Annotated in this window: 22 protein-coding genes; 2 read left to right on the top strand and 20 right to left on the bottom strand. The window is 59.7% G+C overall.

From position 1 onward, the window contains the following. The 15 genes from mreD to GE107_RS17590 form a co-directional block, all read right to left on the bottom strand. Positions 1 to 525: a rod shape-determining protein MreD gene (gene mreD / locus GE107_RS17660; protein ID WP_255570591.1), complete on the bottom strand. Its 525-nt coding sequence runs from the start codon at positions 523 to 525 to the stop codon at positions 1 to 3. Positions 526 to 527: 2 nt separating this feature from the next. After that, the gene (gene mreC, locus GE107_RS17655; protein WP_219641301.1) at positions 528 to 1,382 is read right to left on the bottom strand and encodes a rod shape-determining protein MreC; all 855 of its coding nucleotides are present in this window, start codon (positions 1,380 to 1,382) and stop codon (positions 528 to 530) included. Between the two features lie 59 nt (positions 1,383 to 1,441). Then, positions 1,442 to 2,467 (bottom strand): rod shape-determining protein, encoded by a 1,026-nt coding sequence (locus GE107_RS17650; RefSeq protein ID WP_219641300.1) that lies wholly within the window; start codon positions 2,465 to 2,467, stop codon positions 1,442 to 1,444. Positions 2,468 to 2,506: 39 nt separating this feature from the next. Then, positions 2,507 to 3,199, bottom strand: coding sequence for a RadC family protein (gene radC, locus GE107_RS17645; RefSeq protein WP_219641299.1), 693 nt, complete (start codon positions 3,197 to 3,199; stop codon positions 2,507 to 2,509). A gap of 77 nt (positions 3,200 to 3,276) precedes the next feature. Beyond that, positions 3,277 to 3,885, bottom strand: a complete 609-nt coding sequence (locus tag GE107_RS17640; RefSeq protein WP_219641298.1) for a Maf family protein — start codon at positions 3,883 to 3,885, stop codon at positions 3,277 to 3,279. 19 nt (positions 3,886 to 3,904) lie between these two features. Then, a complete protein-coding gene (locus GE107_RS17635; RefSeq protein ID WP_219641297.1) occupies positions 3,905 to 4,147 on the bottom strand; it encodes a DUF4321 domain-containing protein in 243 nt (80 codons plus the stop codon). A gap of 185 nt (positions 4,148 to 4,332) precedes the next feature. Next, positions 4,333 to 5,727, bottom strand: a complete 1,395-nt coding sequence (locus GE107_RS17630; RefSeq protein ID WP_219641296.1) for an SPOR domain-containing protein — start codon at positions 5,725 to 5,727, stop codon at positions 4,333 to 4,335. A gap of 70 nt (positions 5,728 to 5,797) precedes the next feature. Next, the gene (locus GE107_RS17625) at positions 5,798 to 6,964 is read right to left on the bottom strand and encodes a stalk domain-containing protein (protein WP_219641295.1); all 1,167 of its coding nucleotides are present in this window, start codon (positions 6,962 to 6,964) and stop codon (positions 5,798 to 5,800) included. Positions 6,965 to 7,107: 143 nt separating this feature from the next. Continuing rightward, the gene (murC, locus tag GE107_RS17620) at positions 7,108 to 8,445 is read right to left on the bottom strand and encodes a UDP-N-acetylmuramate--L-alanine ligase (protein ID WP_370636448.1); all 1,338 of its coding nucleotides are present in this window, start codon (positions 8,443 to 8,445) and stop codon (positions 7,108 to 7,110) included. A 55-nt stretch (positions 8,446 to 8,500) separates the two neighbouring features. Next, on the bottom strand, positions 8,501 to 9,880 hold the full coding sequence (locus tag GE107_RS17615; RefSeq protein ID WP_219641293.1) for a bifunctional folylpolyglutamate synthase/dihydrofolate synthase: 1,380 nt from the start codon (positions 9,878 to 9,880) through the stop codon (positions 8,501 to 8,503). 15 nt (positions 9,881 to 9,895) lie between these two features. Then, positions 9,896 to 12,568, bottom strand: coding sequence for a valine--tRNA ligase (locus tag GE107_RS17610; protein WP_219641292.1), 2,673 nt, complete (start codon positions 12,566 to 12,568; stop codon positions 9,896 to 9,898). Positions 12,569 to 13,001: 433 nt separating this feature from the next. Next, positions 13,002 to 13,958 carry a glycoside hydrolase family 43 protein gene (locus GE107_RS17605; protein WP_219641291.1) on the bottom strand — a complete coding sequence of 319 codons (957 nt, stop codon included), beginning with the start codon at positions 13,956 to 13,958 and terminating at the stop codon, positions 13,002 to 13,004. A gap of 39 nt (positions 13,959 to 13,997) precedes the next feature. Continuing rightward, positions 13,998 to 14,840 (bottom strand): carbohydrate ABC transporter permease, encoded by an 843-nt coding sequence (locus GE107_RS17600; protein ID WP_255570571.1) that lies wholly within the window; start codon positions 14,838 to 14,840, stop codon positions 13,998 to 14,000. Beyond that, a complete protein-coding gene (locus GE107_RS17595) occupies positions 14,837 to 15,694 on the bottom strand; it encodes a carbohydrate ABC transporter permease (protein ID WP_219641290.1) in 858 nt (285 codons plus the stop codon). Before GE107_RS17595 ends, GE107_RS17600 begins: the two co-directional genes overlap by 4 nt. 76 nt (positions 15,695 to 15,770) lie before the next feature. After that, the gene (locus GE107_RS17590) at positions 15,771 to 17,114 is read right to left on the bottom strand and encodes an ABC transporter substrate-binding protein (protein WP_219641289.1); all 1,344 of its coding nucleotides are present in this window, start codon (positions 17,112 to 17,114) and stop codon (positions 15,771 to 15,773) included. A gap of 208 nt (positions 17,115 to 17,322) precedes the next feature. On the opposite strand from GE107_RS17590, the gene GE107_RS17585 reads away from it, so the two are divergent. Further along, on the top strand, positions 17,323 to 18,396 hold the full coding sequence (locus GE107_RS17585) for a GntR family transcriptional regulator (RefSeq protein WP_219641288.1): 1,074 nt from the start codon (positions 17,323 to 17,325) through the stop codon (positions 18,394 to 18,396). A 70-nt stretch (positions 18,397 to 18,466) separates the two neighbouring features. Here the strand turns inward: GE107_RS17585 and GE107_RS26660 are convergent, their stop codons facing one another. Next, a complete protein-coding gene (locus GE107_RS26660; protein ID WP_370636447.1) occupies positions 18,467 to 19,966 on the bottom strand; it encodes a LysM peptidoglycan-binding domain-containing protein in 1,500 nt (499 codons plus the stop codon). 186 nt (positions 19,967 to 20,152) lie between these two features. Continuing rightward, positions 20,153 to 21,454, bottom strand: a complete 1,302-nt coding sequence (hemL, locus tag GE107_RS17575) for a glutamate-1-semialdehyde 2,1-aminomutase (protein WP_219641287.1) — start codon at positions 21,452 to 21,454, stop codon at positions 20,153 to 20,155. 79 nt (positions 21,455 to 21,533) lie between these two features. Between hemL and GE107_RS17570 the strand changes: the two genes are divergently transcribed. Next, the gene (locus GE107_RS17570; RefSeq protein WP_219641286.1) at positions 21,534 to 22,196 is read left to right on the top strand and encodes a Crp/Fnr family transcriptional regulator; all 663 of its coding nucleotides are present in this window, start codon (positions 21,534 to 21,536) and stop codon (positions 22,194 to 22,196) included. 17 nt (positions 22,197 to 22,213) lie between these two features. Here the strand turns inward: GE107_RS17570 and hemB are convergent, their stop codons facing one another. Genes hemB through hemC form a run of 3 tightly spaced genes read right to left on the bottom strand, consistent with a single transcriptional unit; the run spans position 22,214 to position 25,706 of the window. Next, entirely contained in the window at positions 22,214 to 23,209 is a 996-nt protein-coding gene (gene hemB / locus GE107_RS17565) for a porphobilinogen synthase (RefSeq protein WP_219641285.1), read from the bottom strand. Further along, the gene (gene cobA, locus GE107_RS17560; RefSeq protein WP_219641284.1) at positions 23,206 to 24,762 is read right to left on the bottom strand and encodes a uroporphyrinogen-III C-methyltransferase; all 1,557 of its coding nucleotides are present in this window, start codon (positions 24,760 to 24,762) and stop codon (positions 23,206 to 23,208) included. The genes hemB and cobA overlap by 4 nt, the downstream gene beginning before the upstream one ends. Beyond that, positions 24,759 to 25,706 (bottom strand): hydroxymethylbilane synthase, encoded by a 948-nt coding sequence (hemC, locus tag GE107_RS17555; RefSeq protein ID WP_219641283.1) that lies wholly within the window; start codon positions 25,704 to 25,706, stop codon positions 24,759 to 24,761. The genes cobA and hemC overlap by 4 nt, the downstream gene beginning before the upstream one ends. Positions 25,707 to 25,717: the final 11 nt, after the last annotated feature.

The following is a 25,717-nucleotide window of genomic DNA, read 5'->3' as shown; positions in this document are numbered from 1 at the left end:
TTAACCCGCCGATTCCTCCGAGGAGGAACTTGAGGGCTTCAGCAAGAAACGGCGAACGGGCAAGTAAAGGGCAAGGGCGATGAGAACTTCCAGGAGCAGGCTCGGAGCGATATACCAATAAAACGAGAATCCGTAGGACCAAGGGGTGAGCCGGAACAACCGATAGATCATGTACACGATCGTGCCGAGCGCGGCGCTTCCCATGGCGGTGACGCCCATGGCCGCCGCGAGCGTGAGCGGTTTCCGTTCGAGCAGCAGCCCCGCCGCGTACCCGATGAGCCCCATCCCGAAAGCGTAGGGGCCGATGAGGCTGCCGTAATAGAGCACGTCGCCGAGCAATCCGAAACCGAGCCCGAACAGGAAAGCCCTGTGGCGGCCCGCGTAACCGGCGACGTAAACGGCCAGGACGAAAGTCAAATGGGGCATCAGCCGGCCGCTCCATGCGGACGGTATGAGCCATGGCAAGACGCCGTTCTCGATCAGGACGAGCAGGATGCCGGCCAGGACGACGCGGTTCATTCTCATGTTCAAGGACCGTTCACATCCGGAACGGCCACGACGAACACTTCCTGCAAATGGTCGAATTTCGCCGCCGGTTCGACCATCGCCTTCTGCGTCAAGCCGAAGTCGCCGTCCTGCCGGTTCACGACCGTCCCGATCACGATTCCGCGCGGGAATACGTTGCCGAGGCCGGACGTGATCACCTTGTCGCCGACGGCCATCTTGTCGTTTTCGTCGATTTTGACCATCTGGAGCATGCCGGATTTGGCGTCGTATGAATCGATGATTCCGAACGAATCCTTCTCCTTGCCGAAAATGGTGGCGGCGATTTGAACCCCTTGCGGGGATTCGGGATCGAGCTCGGTGATCGGTTCCACGGTCGAAGTGAACTCGGACACGCGGCTGACGAGGCCCACGAGCCCGTCGGTCGTCGTCACGGCCATCTGGGGCTTGATCCCGTCGCGGGCCCCCAAATTGATCTTGATCGTCCTATCGAGCGGATTGCTGCTGCTGCCGACAACTTGCGCGATCAAATAACGGTATTTGTATAATTGCTTCTGCCTCTCGGTGAAGTTCAGCTCTTCCTTGAGCCGCTCGTTCTCCGCTTCTATGAAGTTGTATGTGGCCTGGTCTTGAGCGTACTGGGCAACCGTCTGCCTCAGCTGCTGGTTTTCCTTATAGACGTCGGAAAGCCGGCCGAGGTCGCCGAAGAAATCGACGACCGCCCCGACCGGCCGGTACAATGCCCCCTGCACCGTCCCAACAGCGTCATTCAAGAACTTCTCCGGCCAGGTCAGCCGGGTCCGCCCGAGGGTGAATCCCATGACGGCTATGAAAACGATCAGTCCGATCATCAGGATGAACAGCCGTTTGTTGCGCATCAACCTAAAGATATCGGCTCACCTGCTTCCCCATCCCATGCCTCGCGTGATAGCTTGCCTTAACGTCCGGAACGCCCGCCGCTTTTGTTTTTGAACAGATGGAAATTATCGAGCGCCCGGCCTGTTCCGATCGCCACGCAGTCCAACGGGTTTTCGGCGACGATGACGGGCATGCCCGTCTCGCGGGCGAGCATTTTGTCCAGGTTGCGCAACAGCGCCCCGCCGCCGGTCAGCACGATGCCGCGGTCCATGATATCGGCCGAGAGCTCGGGCGGACACTTCTCGAGCGTCACTTTCACCGCGTCCACGATCGCATTCACGGTATCGGACAGCGCTTCGCTGACTTCGTCGGACGTAATCGCGAGCGTTTTGGGCAGTCCCGTCACGAGGTCGCGGCCCCGGATCTCCATGGACTCCAGCTTGTCCAGCGGCATCGCAGAGCCGATTTCCATCTTGAGCTGCTCCGAGGTCCGCTCCCCGATCATCAGGTTATACAGCCGTTTGATGTAGGACATGATGGCTTCGTCCATTTCATCTCCGGCGATCCGGATCGAACGGCTCGTTACGATCCCGCCAAGCGAGATCACGGCCACTTCCGTCGTGCCTCCGCCGATGTCGACGACCATGCTGCCCGTCGGTTCCCATACGGGGAGATCGGCTCCGATCGCGGCGGCGAACGGTTCTTCGATCGTTTGGGCGTCACGCGCTCCCGCCTGCTTCGTCGCATCCTCGACGGCGCGCTTCTCGACGGCGGTTATGCCGGAAGGAACGCATACCATGACGTTGGGATGGCCGCCGAACAGCCGTTTTTTCTGCGCGCGGTGCATGAAGTACTTGATCATCGTCGCCGTCGTTTCGAAGTCGGCGATGACCCCGTCCTTCATCGGACGGATCGCGACAATGTTGCCGGGCGTGCGGCCGATCATTTTCTTGGCGTCGGCGCCGACGGCTTCGATTCTTTTGGTATCGGTACGCAGGGCGACGACGGACGGTTCCCTGACGACTATTCCCCTTCCTTTGACAAAAACGAGCGTATTTGCGGTGCCGAGGTCGATCCCCAGATCGCGCGTGAATCCTCCGAACATATGCGGTACCTCCTGCTTTAGACAATCCTTATTATTATATTACAAGCAACCTAACTCCTTCAAACTGATAAAGCGGTTATCCCCGATGACAATATGATCCAGCAGCTCGATGCCGACCACTTCTCCGGCCTGCGCCAGCCTGCGCGTCAGCTGCACGTCCTCGGAGCTTGGGGTCGGATCCCCGCTCGGGTGGTTGTGCGCGCACAGGATGGAGGCGCTGCTGCGCCGGATGGCGGCACGGAACACTTCCCGCGGATGCACGATCGAGGCGTTCAAGCTGCCGATGGATAAAGTCTGCCGCCCGATCACCCGGTTTTTGGTGTTCAGGAACAGCACCACGAAATGCTCCTCCCGCAAGCGGCGCAGCTCTTCCATGAGCAAATCGGCCGCGTCCTGCGGACTCGCGATCGCCGCCGCTTCCGGCAGCCGCGACCGGGCCACGCGCCGGCCCAGCTCGAGACAAGCCTGAAGCTCCAGCGCTTTGGCCGGACCGATCCCGGAAATGTGGGTCAGTTCGTCCCAGTTGCGCTCGGCGAAACGGCGAAGCCCTCCGCAATCGTGCAGCACGCGCTGGGCGAGATGCACCGCGGATTCCTTGCGTGTTCCGGTCCGGAGCAGGATCGCGAGAAGCTCGGCGTGGCTCAGCGCTTCCGCCCCGAGCCGGATCATCCTCTCCCTCGGCCTTTCTTCCTCGGGCAGGTCTCTCAGCCGATAAGCGCGTGTTTCCAACATCATCTTCCTTCTTTCGTCTGCCCGCGTCGGCCGCGGAATTGGCTTGGACATGATGCGGCAGCCGCGTCCCGCGTCCGTCAAGGCAGGAGGACGCCGAAAGATTCCAGTTGGTCGGCCAATAACGACAAAGGCAGACCCACGACGTTGAAGTAGCAGCCTTCCAGGGAGTCGACCAAGACGGCGCCAAGCCCTTGGATGCCGTATGCGCCGGCCTTATCGAGGGGTTCTCCCGATGCTATGTAGCGCAGAATCTGTTCCGCAGTCAATTCTCGCATGCGGACGACGGTCCGCCGGTGGCCCGTGACCGTCTTGCCGTCCTGCAGTCCGATGCAGCACACGCCCGTGAATACCTCGTGGGACCGGCCGGCCAGCCGCGACAGCATCCGGGCGGCATCTTCTTCGTCCTTCGGCTTGCCGAGAACGTCCCCGTCGACCGCGACGATCGTATCGCTGCCGATCACGACGGCCGGCATATCCAGCGTCCCCCGCGCGGAATCCCACACGGTTCGGGCTTTCCGCTCCGCCAGCTCCTCGACGATCCGGGCGGGCGGCCATTCCGCGGGCGTCCATTCGTCGGCATCGCTCGGGCGCACAAGCACGGGAAGCCCGAGATGACGCACCAACTCTTGCCTGCGGGGAGACGATGATGCGAGAATGAGGGTCGGACCTTGATCCGTGAAGGTCATGCCGTTCTTCCTTTCCGGGTTACATTTTGCGGTACAGCCAGATAGCGACGGCGAGTCCGGCAATGCTCAGCAAGGTAAATTCGACGTGCAGATTCAAATCGAAGCGGATTACCGCAAGATCCGCCTCGGGCGACAAGGTAACGGGCAAAGGGCGAGTCAGGAAGGTAAGACCCGGAACGTCCTTCAGCCACCTCGCGACCAGCGTGCCGGCAAGCAGTCCCAAGATCGCGAACAAAAGAAGAATCCAGCCGTTTTTCTTCATGATTCCCCGTCTCCCACCATTTTTTGACACCCATTTCTTCATTATACGTCCCGCGGACAAGTCCCACAATGTTGTAATTTTCCCCAGCATGCGAAAAGACAGCCCCCGAAGGAGCTGTCCGTCTTGGTAGGCCTTGGCGCGCCGGGATTGTTAAAATTCGCTCATTCCGGATGGACCTCCTCCGATCAGCCGCCCTGGCCCGAAGCGGCCGAAGTCCGGAGCGAGCGGTCGGCCGCGACGGCTTGCATCGCGTCCGCCTGAACGCGCCACAGATGGAACCGGGAATGATTGCGGCCGTAATCCTCGACGGAGACGATCGCGGCGTTTAATGCCTGAACGATCGCTTTCCCTTTCTCCTGAGCCTTCCCGTCCAGGCGGCCGGCGGCTTCCAGCCATTTTCCGTGGATCTCTCGCAGCTTGGCCAATTTGTCGGCGTCGATCGGCTGAGGGTTTTCGTCCTGCAGGGCGAAGACGGACAAGCTCGCAAGCTCCCGGGTCAACTCGTGGCTGAGACCGATGAACGCGCCAAGTTGCTCGGCCCCCTCGGACACGGCCGGCACCCACGAGTCGACCGCCAAAGGCTTGACGAATATCTCCACTCCCTGCATCTGGGACGCGAGAAGCTCGGCTTCTTCCTTCGTGCCCGCGACGCCGGCGTATACCCGGAAGCCGTCCGAGCGGTCCTCGAAGCCCGGGTATCCCTTGCCCTTGAGCTCTTCCAAAGCGGCGGCCGCTCCTTCCTCCGACTGGAATACGCCGTATTGGAGGACGTAATACGTCTCGGCGGGCCATTCCCGTGCCGTAGAGGAACCTTGCGGAGATGAGGGCGGTACGGACGGCGAAGACGCTGCCGCGGATTCCGCTTGCGCTTGGGCGGGTTGGTCCGACCCCTGGGAAGCGGATGCCGGAAAAGGAGTTTCGCCCGTGAACAGAGTCAGCACGAGATAGCCGAACAGCGCGCCGGTGCCGATCGCCCCGGCCACCGACGCGAACACCTTCCACCAGGACGGGCCCTCTCCTCCCGCGAATTTGCCAGCCGACTTATGGCCTCGATAAAGCGATTCATCCAGAATCGGCCACCCGCCGGCCTCTATATCCTCCTCTCCCTGCGTTTCAGCGAGGAGGGGATCCCGTTTTGTCCGTATCTCCGGATGATTCGCAGACTCCGGTATCTTCCCGAACTCCGGATTTTTCACGAACTCCGCATTCTTAGCGAACTCGGAATTCATCCCGAACTCCAGCGTCTTCCCGTACTCCGGTATCTTTCCGAACTCCGGTTGCTTCCCGAACTCCGGATTCTTGGAATGTTCCGGTTTGGCCGGGAACCCCGGTTCCCGCGCGTCCGTCTGCGGAGGTCGAGTCCGGAACGGAGCGGGTTCGGCCCGCCGAATGATCTCTTCCAGCGCGGCCGGATCGTCCAGCAGCGGCCCGTCAACGTCGAAATCGGAACATCCCGTTGCGGTACGGGTTTCTTCGGTGCCCAAGACGCGCTTATCCGGGACCGCTTCCGAAGGGGACGCAGCAGGCTTGGACGGCTTGGCCGGTTCGAAACGGAACGTCATTCTCGCTTTCTGCTGCATGGATAAAGTCTCTCCCTTGCGCTCATGTCTAGTAACTAGACTATGAGAAAGGAGAGACTTTTATGAACCGTTATACCTGCTCGAAAACAAGATTGTATGCATCCGCCGATCGCAGCTTGCCGTCTTCTTGCGGCATCAGCATGTAGACGGTTTGCGAATCCCACGGGTCTTCGTCGGGATCCGCCAAGCTGGTCACCGTTTCGTACAGGACGATATAAACGGCCCCGTCATCGCCAAGGTGCACGATTTGCACGTCGTAGGCTTCCGTCTCCTGCTCTTGTTCGTCGAAGAAATCCTGGATCCGGCTCTTCTCCGACTCGGCGATGGACGGGTCCATGAGCGAAGCGTAGGCTTCGGCATCCTCTCGATTCAAAGCGTCCGTGAGCCCTTCCACGAACTCGTTCACCCCGTCCCTGTATTCCGCCGCCCCCTCCGGTTCGTCGGGGATCAAATAATCGACTTTCAACGCGGCGATATAGGAGAAGATCCATTTGCCCTCTACCTTCTCCAGCATGTATTGCATGGTCAGATCCTTATCCAGTTCGTACGGCCCTTCCAGCAGGCTGTCGCCAAGGACGCCTTCGACGATCGCGTAATCCGGACCGACCGTGGTTACCTTAGCGGACTTGAGATTCAAGTCGCGTTCATAGGCATCGTAGGAGAGCATCTCCGCCTCGTACCACTCGGACACGCCTTCTTCTTCCAAATTCAGGAGGGACTGGATCCCTTCCTTGTCTTCTTTCTCCTGGTAGTCCACCAGCTTGCGGACGATCGGCAGCACCTGCCCGGACACGACGGCGGTCCATTTCTTTTTGCCCATGATGTCGTACTTGGCAGAAGTCGCCCATACCGCCTCTCCTCCGAACGACCTGGCCGCCGCGTCCCCCGGAATGTCGATTCCGCCGCTCGTGGCGGCAGGCGCCGCGCTGAGCGCGATTTTCTCGCCGTTCAGAAGCGCCGATTTCGATCCGGCCGTGAGAATAAGCGTATTTCCTTCCGCTTTGGCCGTCAGCTTCTTCTTCGTCTTGTCGTAGCTGTAGGAAACCCCGAGCAGAGGAAGCAGCGTTTTGGCGTCCACCAGCACGGTGGTACCGGACTTGACCGGGGCCTTCGGCCATTTCACGGTTTTGCCGTCCACGGTCACGGTTAAAGCCGCGGCATGCGCCCATGCCGGAATCGCCAGCAAGCAGGCTATCGCGAACGCAAGCGCGCGGGCGTATCGTTTCATCTTCGTCATCGTTACAAACACCCCTGACAGGAAATATGAATCAAGTAACAGGAATAACATACCATCCTTGGGTCCGCTTGAAAATACGAAAACCCCCGCTTTGGCGGGGGCTCGGGCAACAATTTTCTTTTTTTGTGATCCAGGTTACAAAATCAGACCGGATCGCGTTCCCGAAGCAATCGCGCAAGGCCTTCGGCCGCTTTCCAAATGTCGCCCGCTCCCATCGTCAGGACGAGATCGCCGGGCTTCACCCGATCCGCGAGGCGGGCAAGCACTTCTTCCTTCGTCGGAACGTAGGATACGTTCGGGTTGCTGTTGCTCGCGATCAATTCCACGAGCTTCTGCGACGTCACGCCTTCGATGCGCTGCTCGCCGGCCGGGGAATAAATATCGGTGATGATCACCTCGTCGGCATCCGCGAACGCGCGGCTGAACGCGTCGAGCAGGAAATAGGTCCGCGTGTACCGCTGGGGCTGGAAAACGGCGATGATCCGCTTGCCGGTCGCTTTGGCCGCCTGGATCGTCGCCTGGATTTCCGTCGGATGGTGCGCGTAATCATCGATGACCAGCATGTCCTTCACTTCTCCGAGCACCTGGAACCGCCGCTTGGCGCCGCGAAACTCCCGGATCGCTTCGGCGATGCGCGCGAACGGAACGCCGGCTTCGAGACAGACGATCACCGTGGCCAGCGCATTATAGACGTTATGGCGCCCCGGCACCGACAAGGAAACCTCTCCGAGCGTCTCGGGGCCCCTGCGGACGTTGAAGGAGACGCAACGGTCGCCCAGCCGGATATCGGACGCCATGTATTCGGCTTCGGCTTCGATTCCGAACGTGACGATCCGCGTTTCCCGGACCCGCGGCAAGATCGATCGGACGTTCTCGTCGTCCGTGCCCACCACGGCGACGCCGCCTTCGCGGACGTTGCGCAGGTAGGAGACGTAAGCGTCCTTCAGCTTGCCGAAGTCGCCGTCGTAGTTCTCGAGGTGGTCGGCTTCGATATTCGTCACGACGGCGACGGCCGGAACGTATTGGAGAAAAGAGCCGTCGCTTTCGTCCGCCTCCGCCACGACGTAATCGCCTTTGCCGGCTTTGGCGTTCGTGCCGACGTTCACGATTTCCCCGCCGATGATATAGGTCGGATCAAGCCCGCACGTTTCCATTACCAGGGCGATCATGGACGAGGTCGTCGTTTTGCCGTGCGCCCCCGCCACCGTGACGCCGATGCGGGCGTTCAGCAGCCTGGCCAGCATTTGCGAACGATGAAGGGTCGGAATGTTGAGTTGTTCGGCCGCCTGCCGTTCGACGTTGTCTTTGGGCAAGGCCGTGGAATAGACGACCAGATCGGCGCCCCGCACGTGTTCCGGTTCATGGCCGATATAGATCCGAGCCCCTTTGGCGGCCAGTTTGTCCGTCAGCTCCTGGGAAGCGACATCGGAGCCGGAAACTTGATAGCCCATCTCCAGCATGACGCGGGCGATGGCGCTCATGCCATAGCCCCCGATGCCGATAAAATGTACACGTTCAGCTGTTCGCAACGACGTTTCACCAGCCTTTTTCAGATTTCGTTCCATGAAGCAGCCAGGAGCGGACATCGGCGATCAGGTACAGCGTGCCGGTGACGACATGAAGGGTACCGGGGGACGAGGCGTCCTCCGTTCCGGTCAGCAGCGAGAGAGCCTTGCGCCAATCCGGCTCCGCCACGATCTCAGCCGGGCGGCCGGTATTTCCCCGCAGACGCCTGGCGACGTCGGCAAGGTCATCGGCCTTCATTTTTTTATGGAAATCGGGTTCCGTAATGACGAGCAAATCCACCATTGGTAGTATATGCCGCAAGGAATGTTCGTGATTCTTATTCGGCATCATGGCGATCATCACGTTCAGGCGGTCGAAGCGGTAGATGTCCCGAAGCGCCGCGGCAAGCGCCTCCATGCCTTCCGGATTATGCGCCCCATCCAGCAGGATCCGGGGCTCCCGCGAAACCATTTCGAGGCGCCCCGGCCAGGCGGCCTTGCGCAAACCTTCCGCCAAATCGCCGTCTTCCACGATCAGAGCATAATACTGCCTCAAAACCTCCAGCGTCATGACGGCGGCCGCCGCGTTCTTCTGTTGGTGGATGCCGTTCAGCGAGATAGTGAGCGACGGAATGTCGCGAAACGGTCCGGAGAACGCGAACGTCTGCTCATCCTCTGCCGCCGACACCGTCTCGCAATGGAAGTGCTCGCCAAGCGAATACATCGTCGAACGGCAGGACTTCGCCTTCTCCCGGAAAATGGCCAGCGTCTCCGGGTTCAATTCCGTCGTGACGACCGGTACCCCCGGCTTGATGATGCCGGCCTTTTCCCGGGCAATATCGGCCAGCGTCGGCCCCAGCATATCCATGTGGTCGTGCCCGACGTTCGTGATGACGCTGACGACCGGCGTGACGATATTGGTCACGTCGAGGCGTCCGCCCATTCCCGTCTCCCATACTACATAGTCCGGATAAGCGACCGTGCCGTAGTAGAGAAGGGCGAGGGCCGTCGTCACCTCGAACATCGTCGGCGGCCCCCACTCGGTCCCCGCCAGCGCGTCGGCTTCCGGTTTGATCCGATTGGCAAGCTGCAGCAGCGTATCCTCGGGGATATCCCGCTCATTGTATTGAAGCCGGTTGGAGTAAGAAGTCAAGTAAGGGGACGTGAATGTCCCCACGTCATACCCGCATTGGCGAAGCGCATGGGTCAAATAGGCGCATACGGAGCCCTTGCCGTTCGTGCCCGCGACATGAATGAATTTCAGCCGCAGGTGGGGGTTGCCGAACCGTTCCATGAGCAGGGTCATCCGTTCCAATCCGGGCCGGATCCCGATCACGGGCATGAGTCCGGTGATCCAGTCCACCGCTTCGGCAGCCGATCGGAACGCTTGCGCCTGGCCTTCGTCCTTCATTCGGTCATCCCCCCGTCATCCGCGCAGCTCGGCGATCCGGGCCAGCACTTTGTCCCGCTTCTGCTGATAATCCTGTCCTTTGGCGCGCTCCTGCTCGACGACGTGGGCGGGCGCTTTGGCCAAATAGCCTTCGTTGTTCAGCTTCTTCTCGACCCGCTCCACTTCGGCGTTCAGGTTCGCGAGCTCCTTCTCCAGACGGGCGATTTCCTGGCCGATGTCGATCAGCCCGGCGATTGGCAAATACAGCTCCGCCCCGGTCACGATCGCGGTCATCGCCTTATCGGGCGGCGTCAGGCCGCTATCCAGCGTAAACGCCGACGTATTGCAGAAGCGGCGCACGTACGCCTCGTTGCGGCGCAGGATATTGTCCTCGGCGGTTCCGGTCGGCTTCACGAGCAGCTCGACCTTCTTGCCGGGCGACACGTTCACCTCGGCGCGGATGTTCCGTACGGCTCGGATCGTATCCATGAGCAGATTCATTTCCCGAACGGCGTCTTCGGCTTCGAAGGAAGCCTCGTCGCTCGGCCAAGTTGCGAGCGTGATCGTCTCGCCCGCTTCGTGCGGGAGATGCTGCCAGATTTCTTCGGTCAGGAACGGCATGAACGGGTGCAGCAGGCGCAGCGTACGGTCCAGCACGTACGCGAGCACGGACTGGGTGCTCCGCTTCGCCGCGGGGTCTTCGCCGTACAGCGTCAGCTTGGCGAACTCGATGTACCAGTCGCACAGATCGTCCCAGATGAAGTTGTACAGCAAACGGCCCGTCTCGCCGAATTCGTACCCTTCCATCAACCGGGTAATGTCGCGCGCCGTTTCGCCGAACCGGTGAAGGATCCAGCGGTCCGCCGTGGACAGCGGTCCGGACAGGTCGATGTCTTCCGCCCGGAAGCCTTCCAAGTTCATCAGAGCGAAGCGGGACGCGTTCCAGATCTTGTTGGCGAAATTGCGCGCCTGTTCGACTTTCTCCGTCCGGTAGCGCAGATCCTGTCCCGGCGTGCTGCCCGTCGAGAGCATGAAACGCATCGCGTCGGTGCCGTATTCGGCGATGACGTCGAGCGGATCGACGCCGTTGCCGAGCGACTTCGACATTTTGCGGCCTTCCGCGTCGCGGACGAGACCGTGGATCAGCACGTCCCGGAACGGATTCTTGTCCGTGAATTCGAGGGCGGTAAAGATCATCCGGGCGACCCAGAAATAGATGATGTCGTAGCCGGTAACGAGCACGTCCGTCGGGTAATACTTCTTCAGGTCCCCGGACGCTTCGTCCGGCCAGCCCATCGTGGAGAACGGCCACAGGCCGGAGCTGAACCACGTGTCCAGCACGTCCTCGTCCTGCCGGAGCGAAGAGCTGCCGCACGCCGGACAGGCTTGCATATCTTCGCGCGAGACGTGCATGCCTCCGCAGGAGTCGCAGTACCACGCCGGAATCCGGTGTCCCCACCACAGCTGGCGGGAAATGCACCAATCGCGGACGTTTTCGATCCAATGCAAGTAGATTTTCTCGAACCGATCGGGCACGAAGTTCACGCCTTGGCCGGATTTCTGCTTCTCGATCGCTTTCTCGGCCAGCGGCTTCATCGACACGAACCATTGCGTCGACAAATAAGGCTCGACGACGGCGCCGGAGCGCTCGCTGTGGCCCACCTGGTGCACGTGGTCGTCGATTTTGATAAGCACGCCCTGCTCCTGCAGGTCCTTGACGATCGCCTTGCGGCATTCGGCGCGGTCCATGCCCTGGTAGGGACCGGCTTCGGCGTTCATCTTGCCGCTTTCGTCCATGACGGTGATTTGCGGCAGGTCGTGGCGCATGCCGACCTCGAAATCGTTCGGATCGTGGGCCGGCGTGATCTTCACCGCGCCGCTGCCGAATTCTTGATCGACGTATTCGTCCGCGATGATCGGAATTTCTCGATTCACGATCGGAAGGAGAAGCTTCTTGCCGATCAAATGCTTGTAGCGGGGATCCTCCGGATGCACCGCAACGGCCGTGTCGCCCAGCATCGTTTCCGGCCGGGTGGTCGCCACGGTCAAGTAGCCCCCGCCTTCCGCGAGCGGATATTTCAGATGATAGAGGTGGCCGTTCACCTCTTTGTACTCGACTTCGATGTCGGAGAGCGCGGTCCTGGCGGCCGGATCCCAGTTGATGATCCGCTTGCCGCGGTAAATCAGGCCTTTCTCGTAGAGCCGGACGAACACCTCGCGCACGGCTTGGGACAAGCCCTCATCCAGCGTAAAACGCTCGCGGGAATAGTCGAGGCTCAGCCCCATTTTGGCCCACTGGCTCCGGATGGTACCGGCATACTGTTCTTTCCACTCCCACACTTTCTCCAAGAAAGCTTCGCGTCCCAGATCGTAACGCGTTTTGCCTTCCTCTCGGAGCTTCTGCTCCACCTTCGTTTGCGTGGAGATCCCCGCATGATCGGTGCCCGGCAGCCAGAGCGCATCGAACCCCTGCATCCGTTTGAAACGGATCAGAATATCCTGCAGCGTAAAATCGAGCGCGTGCCCGATGTGCAGCACGCCCGTCACGTTCGGAGGGGGGATGACGATGGAATATTTGGGGGCGCCTTGACGCCGGCCGGCTTGGAAGTAACCGTTCCGGATCCAGGCTTCGTACCATTTCTGCTCCGCGACCTTCGGATCGTACGTCGTCGGCATTTCGGTCTGCAGCCGTTCAGGCGTTTCGGACATGGTTGGACAACCTCCTTATGTTTCTACCCGAAAAGTGAAGTGAAGCTCTGAATCGAATTCCGATTCCTTTTCGGGACCCCGGTAACAAAACAAAAAACCTCCCGTCGCAAAGGACGAAAGGTTGAGCTTCCGTGGTACCACCTTCGTTCCGCGGGCTGCATGGGCAACCGCACGGCACTTGTCGCAGGATAACGGCCGCAAGCCGTCCCGTCTTACCTCCAAGGCAAGGAAGCCCGGATCTCATACGGGAAACTCCAGGGTGACCGTCCGTGGCGCCTTCCTGCGCAACCTCCCAGCGCCGGACGATCCGGCGGTTCCGCTCTCTGTAGGGGTAAACCGCGAACTTTTCCCTTTCTTCGTCTTTCTATCCTATTCTACCCGCCATGAAAAGGCGAGTCAATACGGAAAGGACGAAGAGCAGGGGAAGCCGCGGCTACCGGAAGACGGGATTGCCGTCGTTGTCCCAAGCCAGCGTTTTCGCGTACATGTGCCGGTTCGGGTCATAAAGCGGGTCTCCCTCGATTTCTTTATAATTCCTGGCATGGAACACGAATACCTCCGCGGCCCCGTCTTCCGAGACCGTGAAGCAGTTGTGCCCCGGCCCGTACAAACCGTTCTCTTCATCGGTTTCGAATATGGGTTGCGGCCATTTGGTCCAGGCGTCCGCATTCATGAGATCGCTATGCTCATCCGCGGCCAACAGCCCCATGCAGTAGTTGTGATCCGTCGCGCTTGCCGAATAGCTGATGAAAATCCGCCCGTTTTTCCGCAGGACCGCAGGTCCTTCGTTGACGAGGAAGCCGCGCGTTTCCCAGTGGAGTTCCGGCTTGGTCAGCATCAGCTGCGGTCCTGTCAACGTCCACGGGTTTCGCATCGGCGCCAGATATAGGTTAGAGTGGCCCGGTACGTCCGGATCGTGCTGCGCCCAAACCAGATAGCGGACGCCTCCATGCTCGAACGTCGTGGCGTCCAGCGAAAAAGAGTCCCTCGCGGTCGCGATTTGGCCTTTCTCGACCCACGTCCCCTGGAACGGATCTTCGGCTTCGTTCTCCAGCACGAACATGCGGTGGTCGAACATTCCTTTTACGGTGTCGCCTGAAGGTGCAGCCGCGAAATAAACGTACCACTTGCCGTCGATATAATGGATTTCAGGCGCCCATATATGAGAACTCATCCGTCCGCTCTCGTGCTTTCTCCAGACGGCCGTCGGGACTGCGTCCGCGAGTCCTTGAATCGTCGCGGATCGCCTGAGCTCGATCCGGTCGTATTCCGGAACCGAAGCCGTGAAATAGTAGAACCCGTCCGTGTGGCGGTATACCCACGGATCGGCCCGCTGCAAAACTACGGGGGCCGCCCGTCCGGCGCCGATCTCTGTCGTGTGTCGCTTCATAGGCCTATTCCTCGCATTCGAGTATCGTGTGTAGATGATTTATCCTTTGACGGCTCCCGCCGTCACCCCGCTGATGATATATCGCTGAACCGCGAAATAGAAAATCATGATCGGGATCATCGATAGGATGATGGCCGCGAATGCCATGTTGACTTGCGAGGTATACTCGCCGAAAAATTGAAACTGCACCAGCGGCAACGTCGATACGGCTTTCTTCTGCACGATCACCATCGAAACGACGAAATCGTTCCAAGCGCCGAGCGCGCTCAGCACCAGGATGGTGGTGTTGATGGGCTTCAGCAGCGGGAAAATGATCGTAAAGAACGTGCGGTACTGGGAGGCACCGTCGATCAAAGCGGACTCTTCCAATTCCCGCGGAACGGTTTTGATAAACCCGACGTAAAGAAAACAGAAATACCCGATCTGCACGCCGGTCAGAGAAACGACCAGCCCGTGAAGCGTGTTCAGGAAGTGCAAGTCCACCCACGTTTTGTACAGCGGGAACATGAGCACCTGAAACGGGAGCATGATCGAAGACATGAACAAGAAGTAGAAGAAGTTGTAAAACCGATTGCTGTTTCTGGAGATGACATAGGCGGCCATGGAGCACACGAGGATCGTGAGCACGACGGTTCCCGCCGTGGCAATCATGCTGTTGCGCAGCGCTTGAAAAAAGTTGGACGCCACGATCGCGTCGGCATAGTTCCCCCAGGAAACATGCATCGGAAAACCGAGCGGGTTTTCCGCGGTTTCCACCGGCGTTTTGATCGAATAGACGATGGCGACGTAGAACGGAAACAGGAAAACAAGCGCAACCGCGTAGAGAAAGGCGATTCGGATCGTTCGGCTCCATTTTCGGTTGCTGGAAACGGACGTATTCAATATTCGACCTCTCCTTTACGCAAAGCGCGGGTAATGAACACGGTGATGAGCAAGATCATGAAAAACAGGACGAGCGCCGCCATTTGCCCGTATCCGGCCTTGAAGTAGGGAAATTCGTAATTGTAAACGTACATGGCCATCGTCTCGGACGCCCTGCCCGGTCCGCCCTTCGTTGCCACCATCGAATAGTCGAATTGTCTAAGCCCCGTCCCGAGCCATAAAGGGATGCAATACGTGAAGGCAGGGATCAGCAGCGGCACGGTGATTTTGAAAAATCGCTGAACCCTTTTCGCGCCGTCGATTTCGGCCGCTTCGTACATATCTTTGGGAATGGTCTGCAGCCCGGCGTAGTATATGACCATGGCAAGGCCCGTTTCCTTCCAGATCGCGATCACGCACAAACCGATCATGACGGTGGATGGGTTGCCCAGCAGACCTCCGTCGGTATGGAAGAGGACCGGATAAATGTCGCTGAATAAATAACGCCAAATGATGGACGCCAGCACCAAGCTGATAACCATGGGCATGAAGATAAAGCTTTTGAGCAAATTGACGCCTCTGAATTTCTCGTTGAGCGCAACCGCCAGAAGCAAGCCGAATACGTTCACGAAGAACGTCGTGACGATCGCGTAAAACAGCGTGTTCTTGAGCGGCGTTACGATTTCGCTGTCCTGAAACATCAGGAAAAGGTTGTGCAGGCCCACGTAATCGTAAGTGGCGTCGATGCCGTTCCAGTTCGTGAAAGCGATGTTGATTCCCCGGAAAAACGGTACGATCACGACCACCGTGAAAAACAGCAGCGCGGGGAGCAAAAAGGTAAATTTGATCAGTTCCGCCTTATGTTTTTTTCTCATCCACTCACCCCCGATGCCGGATCGGCCGTCCCCTCATGGCCGGACGAACCGGTCATCCGAGGGAACGGCCTCCCCTTTATTTCATTTTGTTGATCCGCGCGAATTCATCGTCGAGTTTCTTCAAGGTATCGTCAACGCTTCTCGTCTTGGGATCCGACACCAGGAAGTACGTCATGACCTTCTGCCAGCTATCGTCGTATTGGCCGTACCACAGCGGTTTGACTTGGTTGTTGACGGTCTTGCCGGTCTGGAAGATCGCCTGGAAGTCCGAAGCCATCGGGTCCTGCTGCTTCGGCTTGATGTCCTTGGAGATCGTGCTGATCGTTTGAACGCCGTCCGCCCAGATTTGCGCTCCTTCGTCGGAAGCCATGAACTCGAAGAACTGCTTCGCTTCGTCGACGTGTTTGGACTGGGCTCCGATCATCCACGTGTCGTCGGTCGAATACGTCAAGTAGTTGTCGTTCGCATTATCGTAAGACGGGTACATGAAGACGCCGAAATTGCCGTCGGGATTGTAGGAGCGAATGGTGCCGATCGCGAAGCTGCCCATGATGATCATCGCCGCTTTGCCTTGAGCGAAGTATTGCAAAGCGCGGTCGTAGTCGATGTCCTTGGCGTCTTTGTTCGTCATGGCGCTCAGTTGGTTCACGCGCTCCAAGAAGCCTTTGTAATCGGGAATGTCCGAGAACTTCTTCTGGCCCGCCATGATCGCCCCCGCATAGTCCGGGTTCTTCACGAGCATGCCGCCCCACATATCCGGCCACATGAAGCTCATGTAAGAGGCGCCGTCTTTCCACGATGCCGCGAACGGGGTAATGCCCTTCGATTGCAGCGTCTCGGCGGCTTTGACCAATTCGGAATACGTCTTCGGCACTTCTACGCCGGCCTGCTTGAACAGGTCCTTGTTGTAAATGATGCCGTTGGTCATCAGGTCCACCGGCAAGCCGTACACTTTGCCGTCATAGGAAACGTTGGGAATATAGGCCGGGTCTACGCGTTTTATGAACGGTTCGTTCGTGATATCAAGGAAAGCGCCTGCCTTGGTCATATCCACCATGCCTTGCGGACGGCCGAAAATGATGTCCGGCTCGTCGGCGGCGGCGACCTTCATCTTGATGTTGTCGTTGTACTTGTCCACCGGCATGACCTGGATGTCGAAACTTACGTTCGGGTGGAGCTCGGTAAAGCGGTCGGTCAACTTCTTAAAGGTGTCTACCTTCGGTTTCTCTACCATGAAGTGCGTGACGGTCAGCGTAACTTTCTCCCCGCCTGCTGCTGCCGAAGACGATGACGCCTGCTGGCTGGCCGAAGGCGAAGCGGCGTTGTCTTTCGACGATTCGTTTCCGGATTTGCTGCCGCAACCCGCGAGAAGGGACGTCGCGAGCGCCAGGACGGATAAAACGGCAAGGCTTTTTCTCATTTTGCAAGACCTCCTGTCGGTGAGTGAAAACGCTTTACAGATTGCATTATAGCACCCGGATCTCCAGAAAAATATACTCAATTGGTTATAATTCATTTTTAATTATGTTTTTTATTCTATTTGCTTCACATCAATATATTTATTGGTATAATAGATCCAATTAATAATATATTCGTCTTTTTATAAGGCGAACTGGGGTGAGAGTATTTTGTCCAAAACGCCTTTATATAAACAAATTCAGCAATCGATCCGCGACGGGATTTTGTCAGGGGAACTCCGGCCCAAAGACCGCGTCCCGTCCGAGCAGGAACTGATGGAAGCTTACAACGTCAGCAAGATCACCGTGAAGAACGCTCTCGCCGCGCTCGCGGACGAAGGGATCGTCATCCGCATTCAAGGGAAAGGAACGTTCGTCGCAGACCGTCCGTTCGAAGCCGTCCCGGCAGCCGCGGCAGCCCTGCCCGCCACCCGTTCGGCCGCCGGCAAATACATCGGATTCATCATTCCGACGCTGAAGACGAAAGTGATCCAACAGCTCGTGGACCATATGGAGTACTTCGTCAAGGAAGCCGGATACCAGCTTGTCCTCCATCTGACGCGCGAATCTTCGGCCGAGGAATCCCGCGCCATCCAGGAATTGACCGATTGCTCCGAAGTCAAGGGAATCATCGTGTTTCCGACGGAAGACGAAACGTACAACGAGTCGCTCCTCCGCCTTTCGCTGGAGAAATTCCCTTTCGTCTTCATCGATCGTTATCTGAGAAATATCGAGACCTACCAGGTCACGTCCGATAATTTCGGCGGAGTCTACGATGCCGTGTCCATATTGCTCGATGAGGGGCACCGGCAAATCGCCCTGATCTCGCCCGACAATACGAATACCGCCATTCAAGACCGGACGGCCGGATTCGAGAAAGCCTATATCGACCGTGGCATTCCGATCGACAAAAACCAATGGTGCCATGTTCCCATCCAAGTTCTCCGCAACGAGAATACGTACTCTTACCTCCTGGAATTTTTGGAAAACAATCCGAATATCACGGCGGCAGTCACGCTTACGGCCGAGATGGCGGATTTGACCTTCCGGGCGATTCAAAGCGGCAAGCTTCCGGACCGAAACATCAAGCTGCTTTCCTTCGACGATCCCCATATCCCCGGCATTCCCTGGGTAGGGCAAGACGAGAAGCGGATGGCCCATTCGGCCGTTCAACTGCTGCTTCAACAGTTCGAGGGCGCCTATTCGCCGCAGAAAGTCGTCATCCCCGTTCAACTGAATCGTTAACGAGCCGGCCCGTATCCCGGCATGAATGTAAAAAAACGAAAACCGCCCCGATAGGGACGGCGTCCGGTCATTAAGGAATATACAACACTTGCCCTTCGGACAAATACGGATCGATCAACCGGTTCCGCAACTGAAGCTCCCGGACTTGCACATTGTAGCGGGCGGCGATGGAATCGAGCGTATCCTCCCGCTGGACGATGCACATCCTGACCTTGCTGAACTGCTGGGCCTCCGAACCTTTGCCGAGGAAGAGCTTCGTCCATTCCAGCTCGTCGCCCGTGCTCTCGCGGGATAGCTTCGCGTTCGCGTCGTTCGCTTCCGCCTGTGCCGCACGCAAAGCTTGCAGCTCCGCTTCGCGGGCAGCCCCCTTGTCACCCAGAACGGACAACAAGCCGACTCCGGAAGGAGCTCGTACAGGAGACTCCCACGGCTTGGCTCCGTACGCCACCTTGAGCTCTTGTTTCTCTTCCGGCTTGAACGCCGGCTTCTCTTCCGGTTTGAATTCCGGTTTGAATTCCGGTTTATCGCCCGTTCCGAACTCCGGATCCACCGCCGCCCAATACTCCGGTTTCTCGACCGTTCCGAGCTCCGGTATTACCGCCGCCCCGAACTCCGGCTTCGCTTCCTTATGTTCCCTTCGATCCTCCGCCTCCGCCCACGGCTCCGTCTTATACTCGCCTGCCGGATCCTGCGCGATCTCCACCTTGCCGTTCCATGGGGCCGGGTATTCCGGGAGCGCGAAATCGAGTTCCGTTTTCCTGGAAGACACGTCTCCCCAACCCACGTCGGACTTCCAATCCGCTTCCGGAGAACCCGGCCCGGACTCGATCTGCACGGTTTCGGCTTCCGGCTCCGGTTTCGCGAAGGGCGCGAATGGCCAAACGCCGTTATCCCGGCCCTCGGGCACCGCATAGTACGGCATCGTCTGCGGAGGAACGGCTAGATGGACGGGCGGCACCTGCTCGAATGGGGGCGGCGTCCCGAATTCCACCGCCGGCCCGTCACCCGGACCCTCTTGTCCTTTCCGCCAGTCGTCCGGCGAACCGAAGACCGGAGCCCCTGGGGCGGGGGCCGGAACCTCCTGCGTCGTTTCGGAAGGAGGATTCTCCGGCTCAGCCTGAGCCGGAGTGCCGGCCAAACCCGCCTCGGCCGGTGCCTGGTGGACCACCGTGAAGCTGTCGTCCCTCCACACCGGCTCCTGCTGTTGTTCGGCCAGCCCCCGCAGCGCGAGTACTCCCGTGACGTTCAGCGACCGGGTGGACAGCAAATCCACGTCGAAATTGTCGATTTCGACCGCCAGATCCTCCACCCGCGATACGCGATTCGGCGGAAGGGAAATCTCCACCGGAATCCAATGCTCCAATTTCGTGACTCCCCGGGTCTGCTCCTTCGCCCGGTAAAAGCCGGACAACAGCAAATGCCCTTTGAGCAGCACATGGTCCTTATGGGTCTTCGCCTGCATGTGGGGAACGAGCTCGACTTCCTCCAATTCCTCGATGGCGGCCACATCATCGGGCAAATGCACCCGCTCGTAAATGTCGAACCTCAATCCGTTAAACGGGTCCGTCACTTCCTCCATCCTCCTTTCGGCATGGGCCCGATCGTTACGGGTCCTGGGCAGCTTCTTCCTTATCTATATGCCGCCGAAAGTCGGGCATGCCTGCCCCCGGGACAAAAAGCAAACAACCCCTTCTTTCCCAAGTAAAACGGCTGCGCCGTTGACCGGGAACGGAAGGGGTTGCCTGGGGATGCCGGTTTACGACCGGCGAAGCGCCTCTCGGTGCGCCTCGATCGTCGTGTCGATATCGCGTTCGGTATGAGCCGTCGAAACGAACCACCCCTCGAAAGCGGAAGGCGCGATGTTCACCCCGAGGTCGAGAAGATGGCGGAACACGTTCTTGAACCGCTCCGTGTCCGAACTCCTTGCGTCCTCGTAGTTGACGACGCGTTTGTCGGTAAAGAACGGACACACCATGGAGCCGACGCGGTTGATCGTCATCGGAATGCCAAGCTCCCGCGCGTTGGCCTCGAGTCCCTCATGCAGGCGCTTCGAGAGCCGCTCCAGCAACTCGTATCGATCTTCGGTCATGAGCTTCAGCGTCGTATAGCCGGCCGCCATCGCCAGCGGATTCCCCGACAGCGTGCCGGCCTGGTAGATCGGGCCTGCGGGCGCCATCCGCTCCATGATGTCCCGTCTTCCGCCGTACGCGCCGACCGGAAGTCCTCCGCCGATCACTTTGGCCAAGCAGGTCAAATCGGGCGTGATCCCGTACAGCCCTTGCGCGCAGTTGAAGTGAACCCGGAACCCGGTCATGACTTCATCGAAAATGAGCAGGCTTCCGTACCGCGACGTGATCTCCCTCAAACCCTGCAGAAAACCGGGAAGCGGCGGAACGACGCCCATATTGCCCGCGACCGGCTCGACGATCACCGCGGCGATTTCTTCCCCGAACCGCTCGAACGCCAGCTTCACGGACTCCAAGTCGTTATACGGCACGGCAATCGTATGCGCGGCAATTCCTTCGGGTACGCCCGGGCTGTCCGGCAGGCCCAGCGTGGCGACGCCGGAACCCGCTTTGATCAGCAGGCTGTCCGCATGTCCGTGGTATGACCCTTCGAATTTCAGGATTTTGCTCCGGTCCGTGTACCCGCGGGCCAGGCGCAGCGCGCTCATCGTCGCCTCGGTGCCGGAGTTCACCATCCGGACGACTTCGACGGAAGGCACCCGTTCGCATACGAGTTCCGCCATCAGCGTTTCCAGCTCGGTCGGAGCGCCGAAGCTCGTGCCTTTCTCGGCCGTGCGCTTGATCGCCTCGACGACCTCCGGATGGGCATGTCCCGCGATCAACGGTCCCCAGCTCAGGACGTAATCGATATACGTCTGGCCGTCGATATCCGTGATCCGGCTGCCTTGGCCCCTCTCGATGACGACCGGCGTCAGGCCGACCGACTTGAAGGCGCGCACGGGGCTGTTCACGCCGCCGGGAATGACGCGTTTGGCGCGTTCGAACGCTTCCTTGGATTTTGCATCGGAGCGTGTTCGACGATTTTCGTTCAAGTTCGTCACATCCTACTATCTGGATTGGAAAAGGCTGTGTTACACTGTTCAAGAGGAACTACGGGGAGGAAAGCCGGTCATGATCCAATGGCTCAAAAAGGTATCGCTATTCGATAATCTCAATGACGAACAGCTTGATAATATCGTAAGGATCGCCCACCGAAGAACGTTCCCCGCCGGGACCGTCCTGTTCCAAGAGAAAGACCTCGGCCTGACGTTCTACGTCGTGCTCTCGGGCTCCATCAAGCTGTTTACGCGCAGCCAAGCCGGGGAAGAGAAAGTGCTGTCGGTCGTCAACGCGGGCGAGAGCTTCGGTGAGCTGTCCCTGCTCGACGGGCGGCCGCGTTCCGCTTCGGCCCAGACGCTGGAACCGACTTCCGTGCTGGAGCTGTCTTCCCAAGCGTTCATGGACCTGCTGCAAACCCACTTCGACATCACGCGCGGCATCCTGTCCGAGCTGTGCCGAAGACTGAGGCAGACGAACGAGCAAGTGAACGACTTGACCTTCCTGGACGGCAGGACCCGTGTGCTCAAAAACCTGATCACGATGGCCGGCCGCAACGGCAAACGGGACGGGCAAATCATCTCGATGCACATGGCGCTCAATTACGACGAACTCGCCCAGCTGGCCGGCGTCTCGAAAGCCGTACTCTCCGATGTGCTCCGGGAGCTGGAGAACCGGGGCGTGCTGCAGTTCGGCATCAACGAATACCGCCTCAACTTGGCCAAGCTCCGCGGATAACCGCGGAGCTTGGTTCTTTATTTCCCGTTGAGCCAGCGGACCGCATCCTTGGCATGGTAGGTGATGATCAGATCGGCCCCGGCGCGTTTCATGCCTAGCAGCGTCTCGAGCACGATCGCCCGCTCGTCGATCCACCCTTGCAAGGCGGCCGCCTTGACCATCGAATACTCCGCGCTGACATTGTAGACGACAAGCGGCAGATCGAACCGTTCCCTAAGCGCCCGGACGATGTCCAGGTAGGCGAGGCCGGGCTTCACCATCAGGAAATCGGCCCCCTCTTCCGCGTCGGAACGCGCTTCGCGAAGCGCTTCCCGCGCGTTGGCCGGATCCATCTGGTACGTCTTCCGGTCGCCGAACTTCGGAGCGGATTGGGCAGCCTCGCGGAAAGGCCCGTAATAAGCCGACGAGTATTTGACCGAATACGACATGATCGGAACGTGCCCGAACCCGGCTTCGTCCAGCCCCGCTCGGATCGCGGCCACGAAGCCGTCCATCATGTTCGACGGCGCGATGATATCCGCGCCTGCCCTGGCTTGGGAGACGGCGGTCTTCACCAGCAGCTCCAGCGACTCGTCGTTGTCGACGACGGCGACGCCCCCCTGGTCGTGCACGACGCCGCAATGGCCGTGGTCGGTGAACTCGCACAGGCAGGTATCCGCAACGACGAGCATGTCCGGATAACCGGCTTTGATGCGGCGGATCGCTTCCTGGACGATTCCCCGTTCGTCGTAGGCGCATGTGCCGAGCGCGTCCTTTCCGCCCGCGTCCGGCACCCCGAACACCAATACGGCCCGGATTCCGAGCCGGGAGAGCTCGGACAGCTCTTCATCCATCGTATCGAGCGACCAGTTGTATACGCCGGGCATCGACGAGATTTCTTGCCGGATCCCTTCGCCTTCGGCAATGAAGATCGGCGCGATGAAATCGTCGGCGCTTAGAGCCGTCTCCCTCACCAAGCTCCGGAGAGCGGCCGAAACGCGCAGCCTGCGGTGTCTCGTCTTCGGGTAAGTCATCTCCGTTCATTCCCTCTCTTCGTTGTCGAGTCGCATAGGGCTTTCACCAAACCGTCGATCGTAGCCGTTTCGGCCGTTACCGTGACGAGCAATCCGTTCTCCTCCGCCGTGCGCGCCGTAATCGGTCCGATGCACGCGATCTCGGCGCTCCGGAGCAGCGCCGCCGGGTCCTCCGCACCCAGTCGGCGGAGGGCATCCAGCAGGTTCACGACGGTGGAGGAACTCGTGAACGTAACGGCATGGATCTCTCCGTTTTCCAGCATTTCCAGCAGAAAAGGATCGCGGCCGTGCGCGAGTACGGTCTCGTAGACATCGATTTCCACCGTCTTCACGCCTTGGCGCCCAAGCTCCGCGGGGAGCGTCTCCCGGGCGAGGTCGCCTCTGGGCAGCAATGCCGTCTGTCCGGGTTTGACTTCTCCGGCGAGCGACTCCAGCAAGCCCTCGGCCCGGAATTGTTCCGCCACGACGTCCGCCCGGACGCCGCGCAAGGCGAGCGCCTCCGCCGTTTTGGGCCCGATGGCCGCGAACCGCGCCCGGTGGAATTTGCGGATATCCGAATCGCAAAGGTCCAGCCACCGGAAGAAGAATGCCACTCCGTTCTCGCTGGTCAGAATGACCCAATCGTACGTTTCCGCCGCGCGAATCGCGTCCCTCACCGCTTGGACGGCGGCTTCCTCCGTCGGCAGCCGGGTTTCGATGACGGGAAACTCGTAAGGCTCCCCGCCGAGCTCGTCGATCTTGTCGGCCAGCTCGCTCGCTTGGGAACGGGCGCGGGTGACGAGCACGCGTTTGCCGAAGAGCGGCTTCCGCTCGATCCACGCCAGCGTTTCCCGCTGGCGCACCACATCTCCGACTATGATGACGGCGGGCGGCTCGAAACCGGCGGCTTTGACCCGTTCTTCGATGTCGGCAAGCGTGCCGGTGAGCGTCCGCTGTTCCGCCCTCGTTCCCCAACGGACAAGCGCGACGGGCGTTTCGGGCGGACGCCCGTATCTCTGCAACTGCTCCGCGATATAACCGATTTTGGCGACGCCCATCAAGAAGACGAGCGTTCCCGTCGCGTTGGTCACCTTGTCCCAATGGATGGAAAGGTCCAGCTTATCCGGGCTTTCGTGGCCGGTGATGACGGAAAAGGATGAGGCCAGCTCGCGATGCGTGACGGGAATGCCCGCATAAGCCGGCACGGCGATCGCGGATGTAATGCCCGGAATGATTTCGTAGGGAACGCCGTTTTTCCGCAGCAGCTCGGCCTCTTCCCCGACACGGCCGAACACGGTTGGATCGCCGCCTTTGAGGCGGATTACGGTCTTGCCTTGCAGGGCCAGATCGACGAGCAGCCGGTTGATCTCTTCCTGCTTCATCGTATGCCGATCCGGCAGCTTGCCGACGTAAATGAATTCGGCATCGGGACGGGCCCTGTTCAACAGCTGCGGGCCCGCCAGCCGGTCGTATACGACGCAGTCGGCGCGCTTCAGCGCCTCCAGGCCGCGCAGCGTGATCAATTTCGGGTCGCCGGGTCCCGCGCCGACCAAATATACTTTTCCTGCGCTCATTTCGCCTCTTCCCCCGCTTCCGCCAGAATGGCGTCGGCTCCGCGCGCCCGCAGAGCTTCCGCGACCATAAGGCCGACTTGGGACGGGTCCGTTCCCGTTGCCGTCTCCTTCAGGATCCGGGATCCGTCCGGCGACGCCACCATCCCCGTCAGCACGATCTCTCCGTCTTCTGCCCCGCCTGCCGTTACCGCGTAAGCGCCGATCGGCACCTGGCAGCCTCCGTTCAGCAAGCCGAGCAGCCGGCGCTCCGCCGACACGGTGCGGCCGGTAACCGGATCATGGATCCGGGCCAGCAAGCCGAGCACTTCGGCATCGTCCGCCCGGCATTCGATCGCGAGCGCCCCTTGCCCGACCGCCGGCAAACACTGCTCGGCCGGCAAGTAAGACGAGATCCGGTCTTGCCACCCCATCCGGTGCAAGCCGGCCGCCGCAAGGAGGATCGCGTCCAGCCCTTCCTCCTGCAGCTTGCGGATCCGGGTGTCGATATTTCCGCGGATCGACTCGATCGCCAAATCCGGCCTGAGAGCTTGGAGCTGCGCCTTCCGCCGCAGGCTGCTCGTGCCGACCCTGGCGCCCGCCGGCAGCTCGTCCACGGAGCGGACCGTTCTGCCGATGAAGCAATCCCGCGGATCTTCCCGCTGCGGAACCGCGCCGATGGCGAGTCCCTCCGGCAGCTCGAACGGCATGTCCTTCATGCTATGTACCGCCATATCGATGTCCCCGTCCAGCAGTGCCTGCTCGATTTCCTTGACGAACAAGCCTTTGCCGCCGACCTTCGACAGCGTAACGTCCAGAATGCGGTCGCCGCGCGTCACGATCGGTTTCAACTCGAACGTATAAGCGAAGCCGGCCGCTTCCGCGATTTCCTTCAGCCGCTCGACGGTTTGTCCCGTCTGAGTCAGCGCCAGGGCGCTTTGCCGGGTTCCCACGATGATTTTACGCATGGTGTATGCTC

This window comes from Cohnella sp. CFH 77786, assembly GCF_019400745.1.
Lineage (GTDB): Bacteria > Bacillota > Bacilli > Paenibacillales > Paenibacillaceae > Cohnella.
Note: the sequence above shows the minus strand (reverse complement) of the source record. Positions and strands in the feature narration are given on the sequence as shown.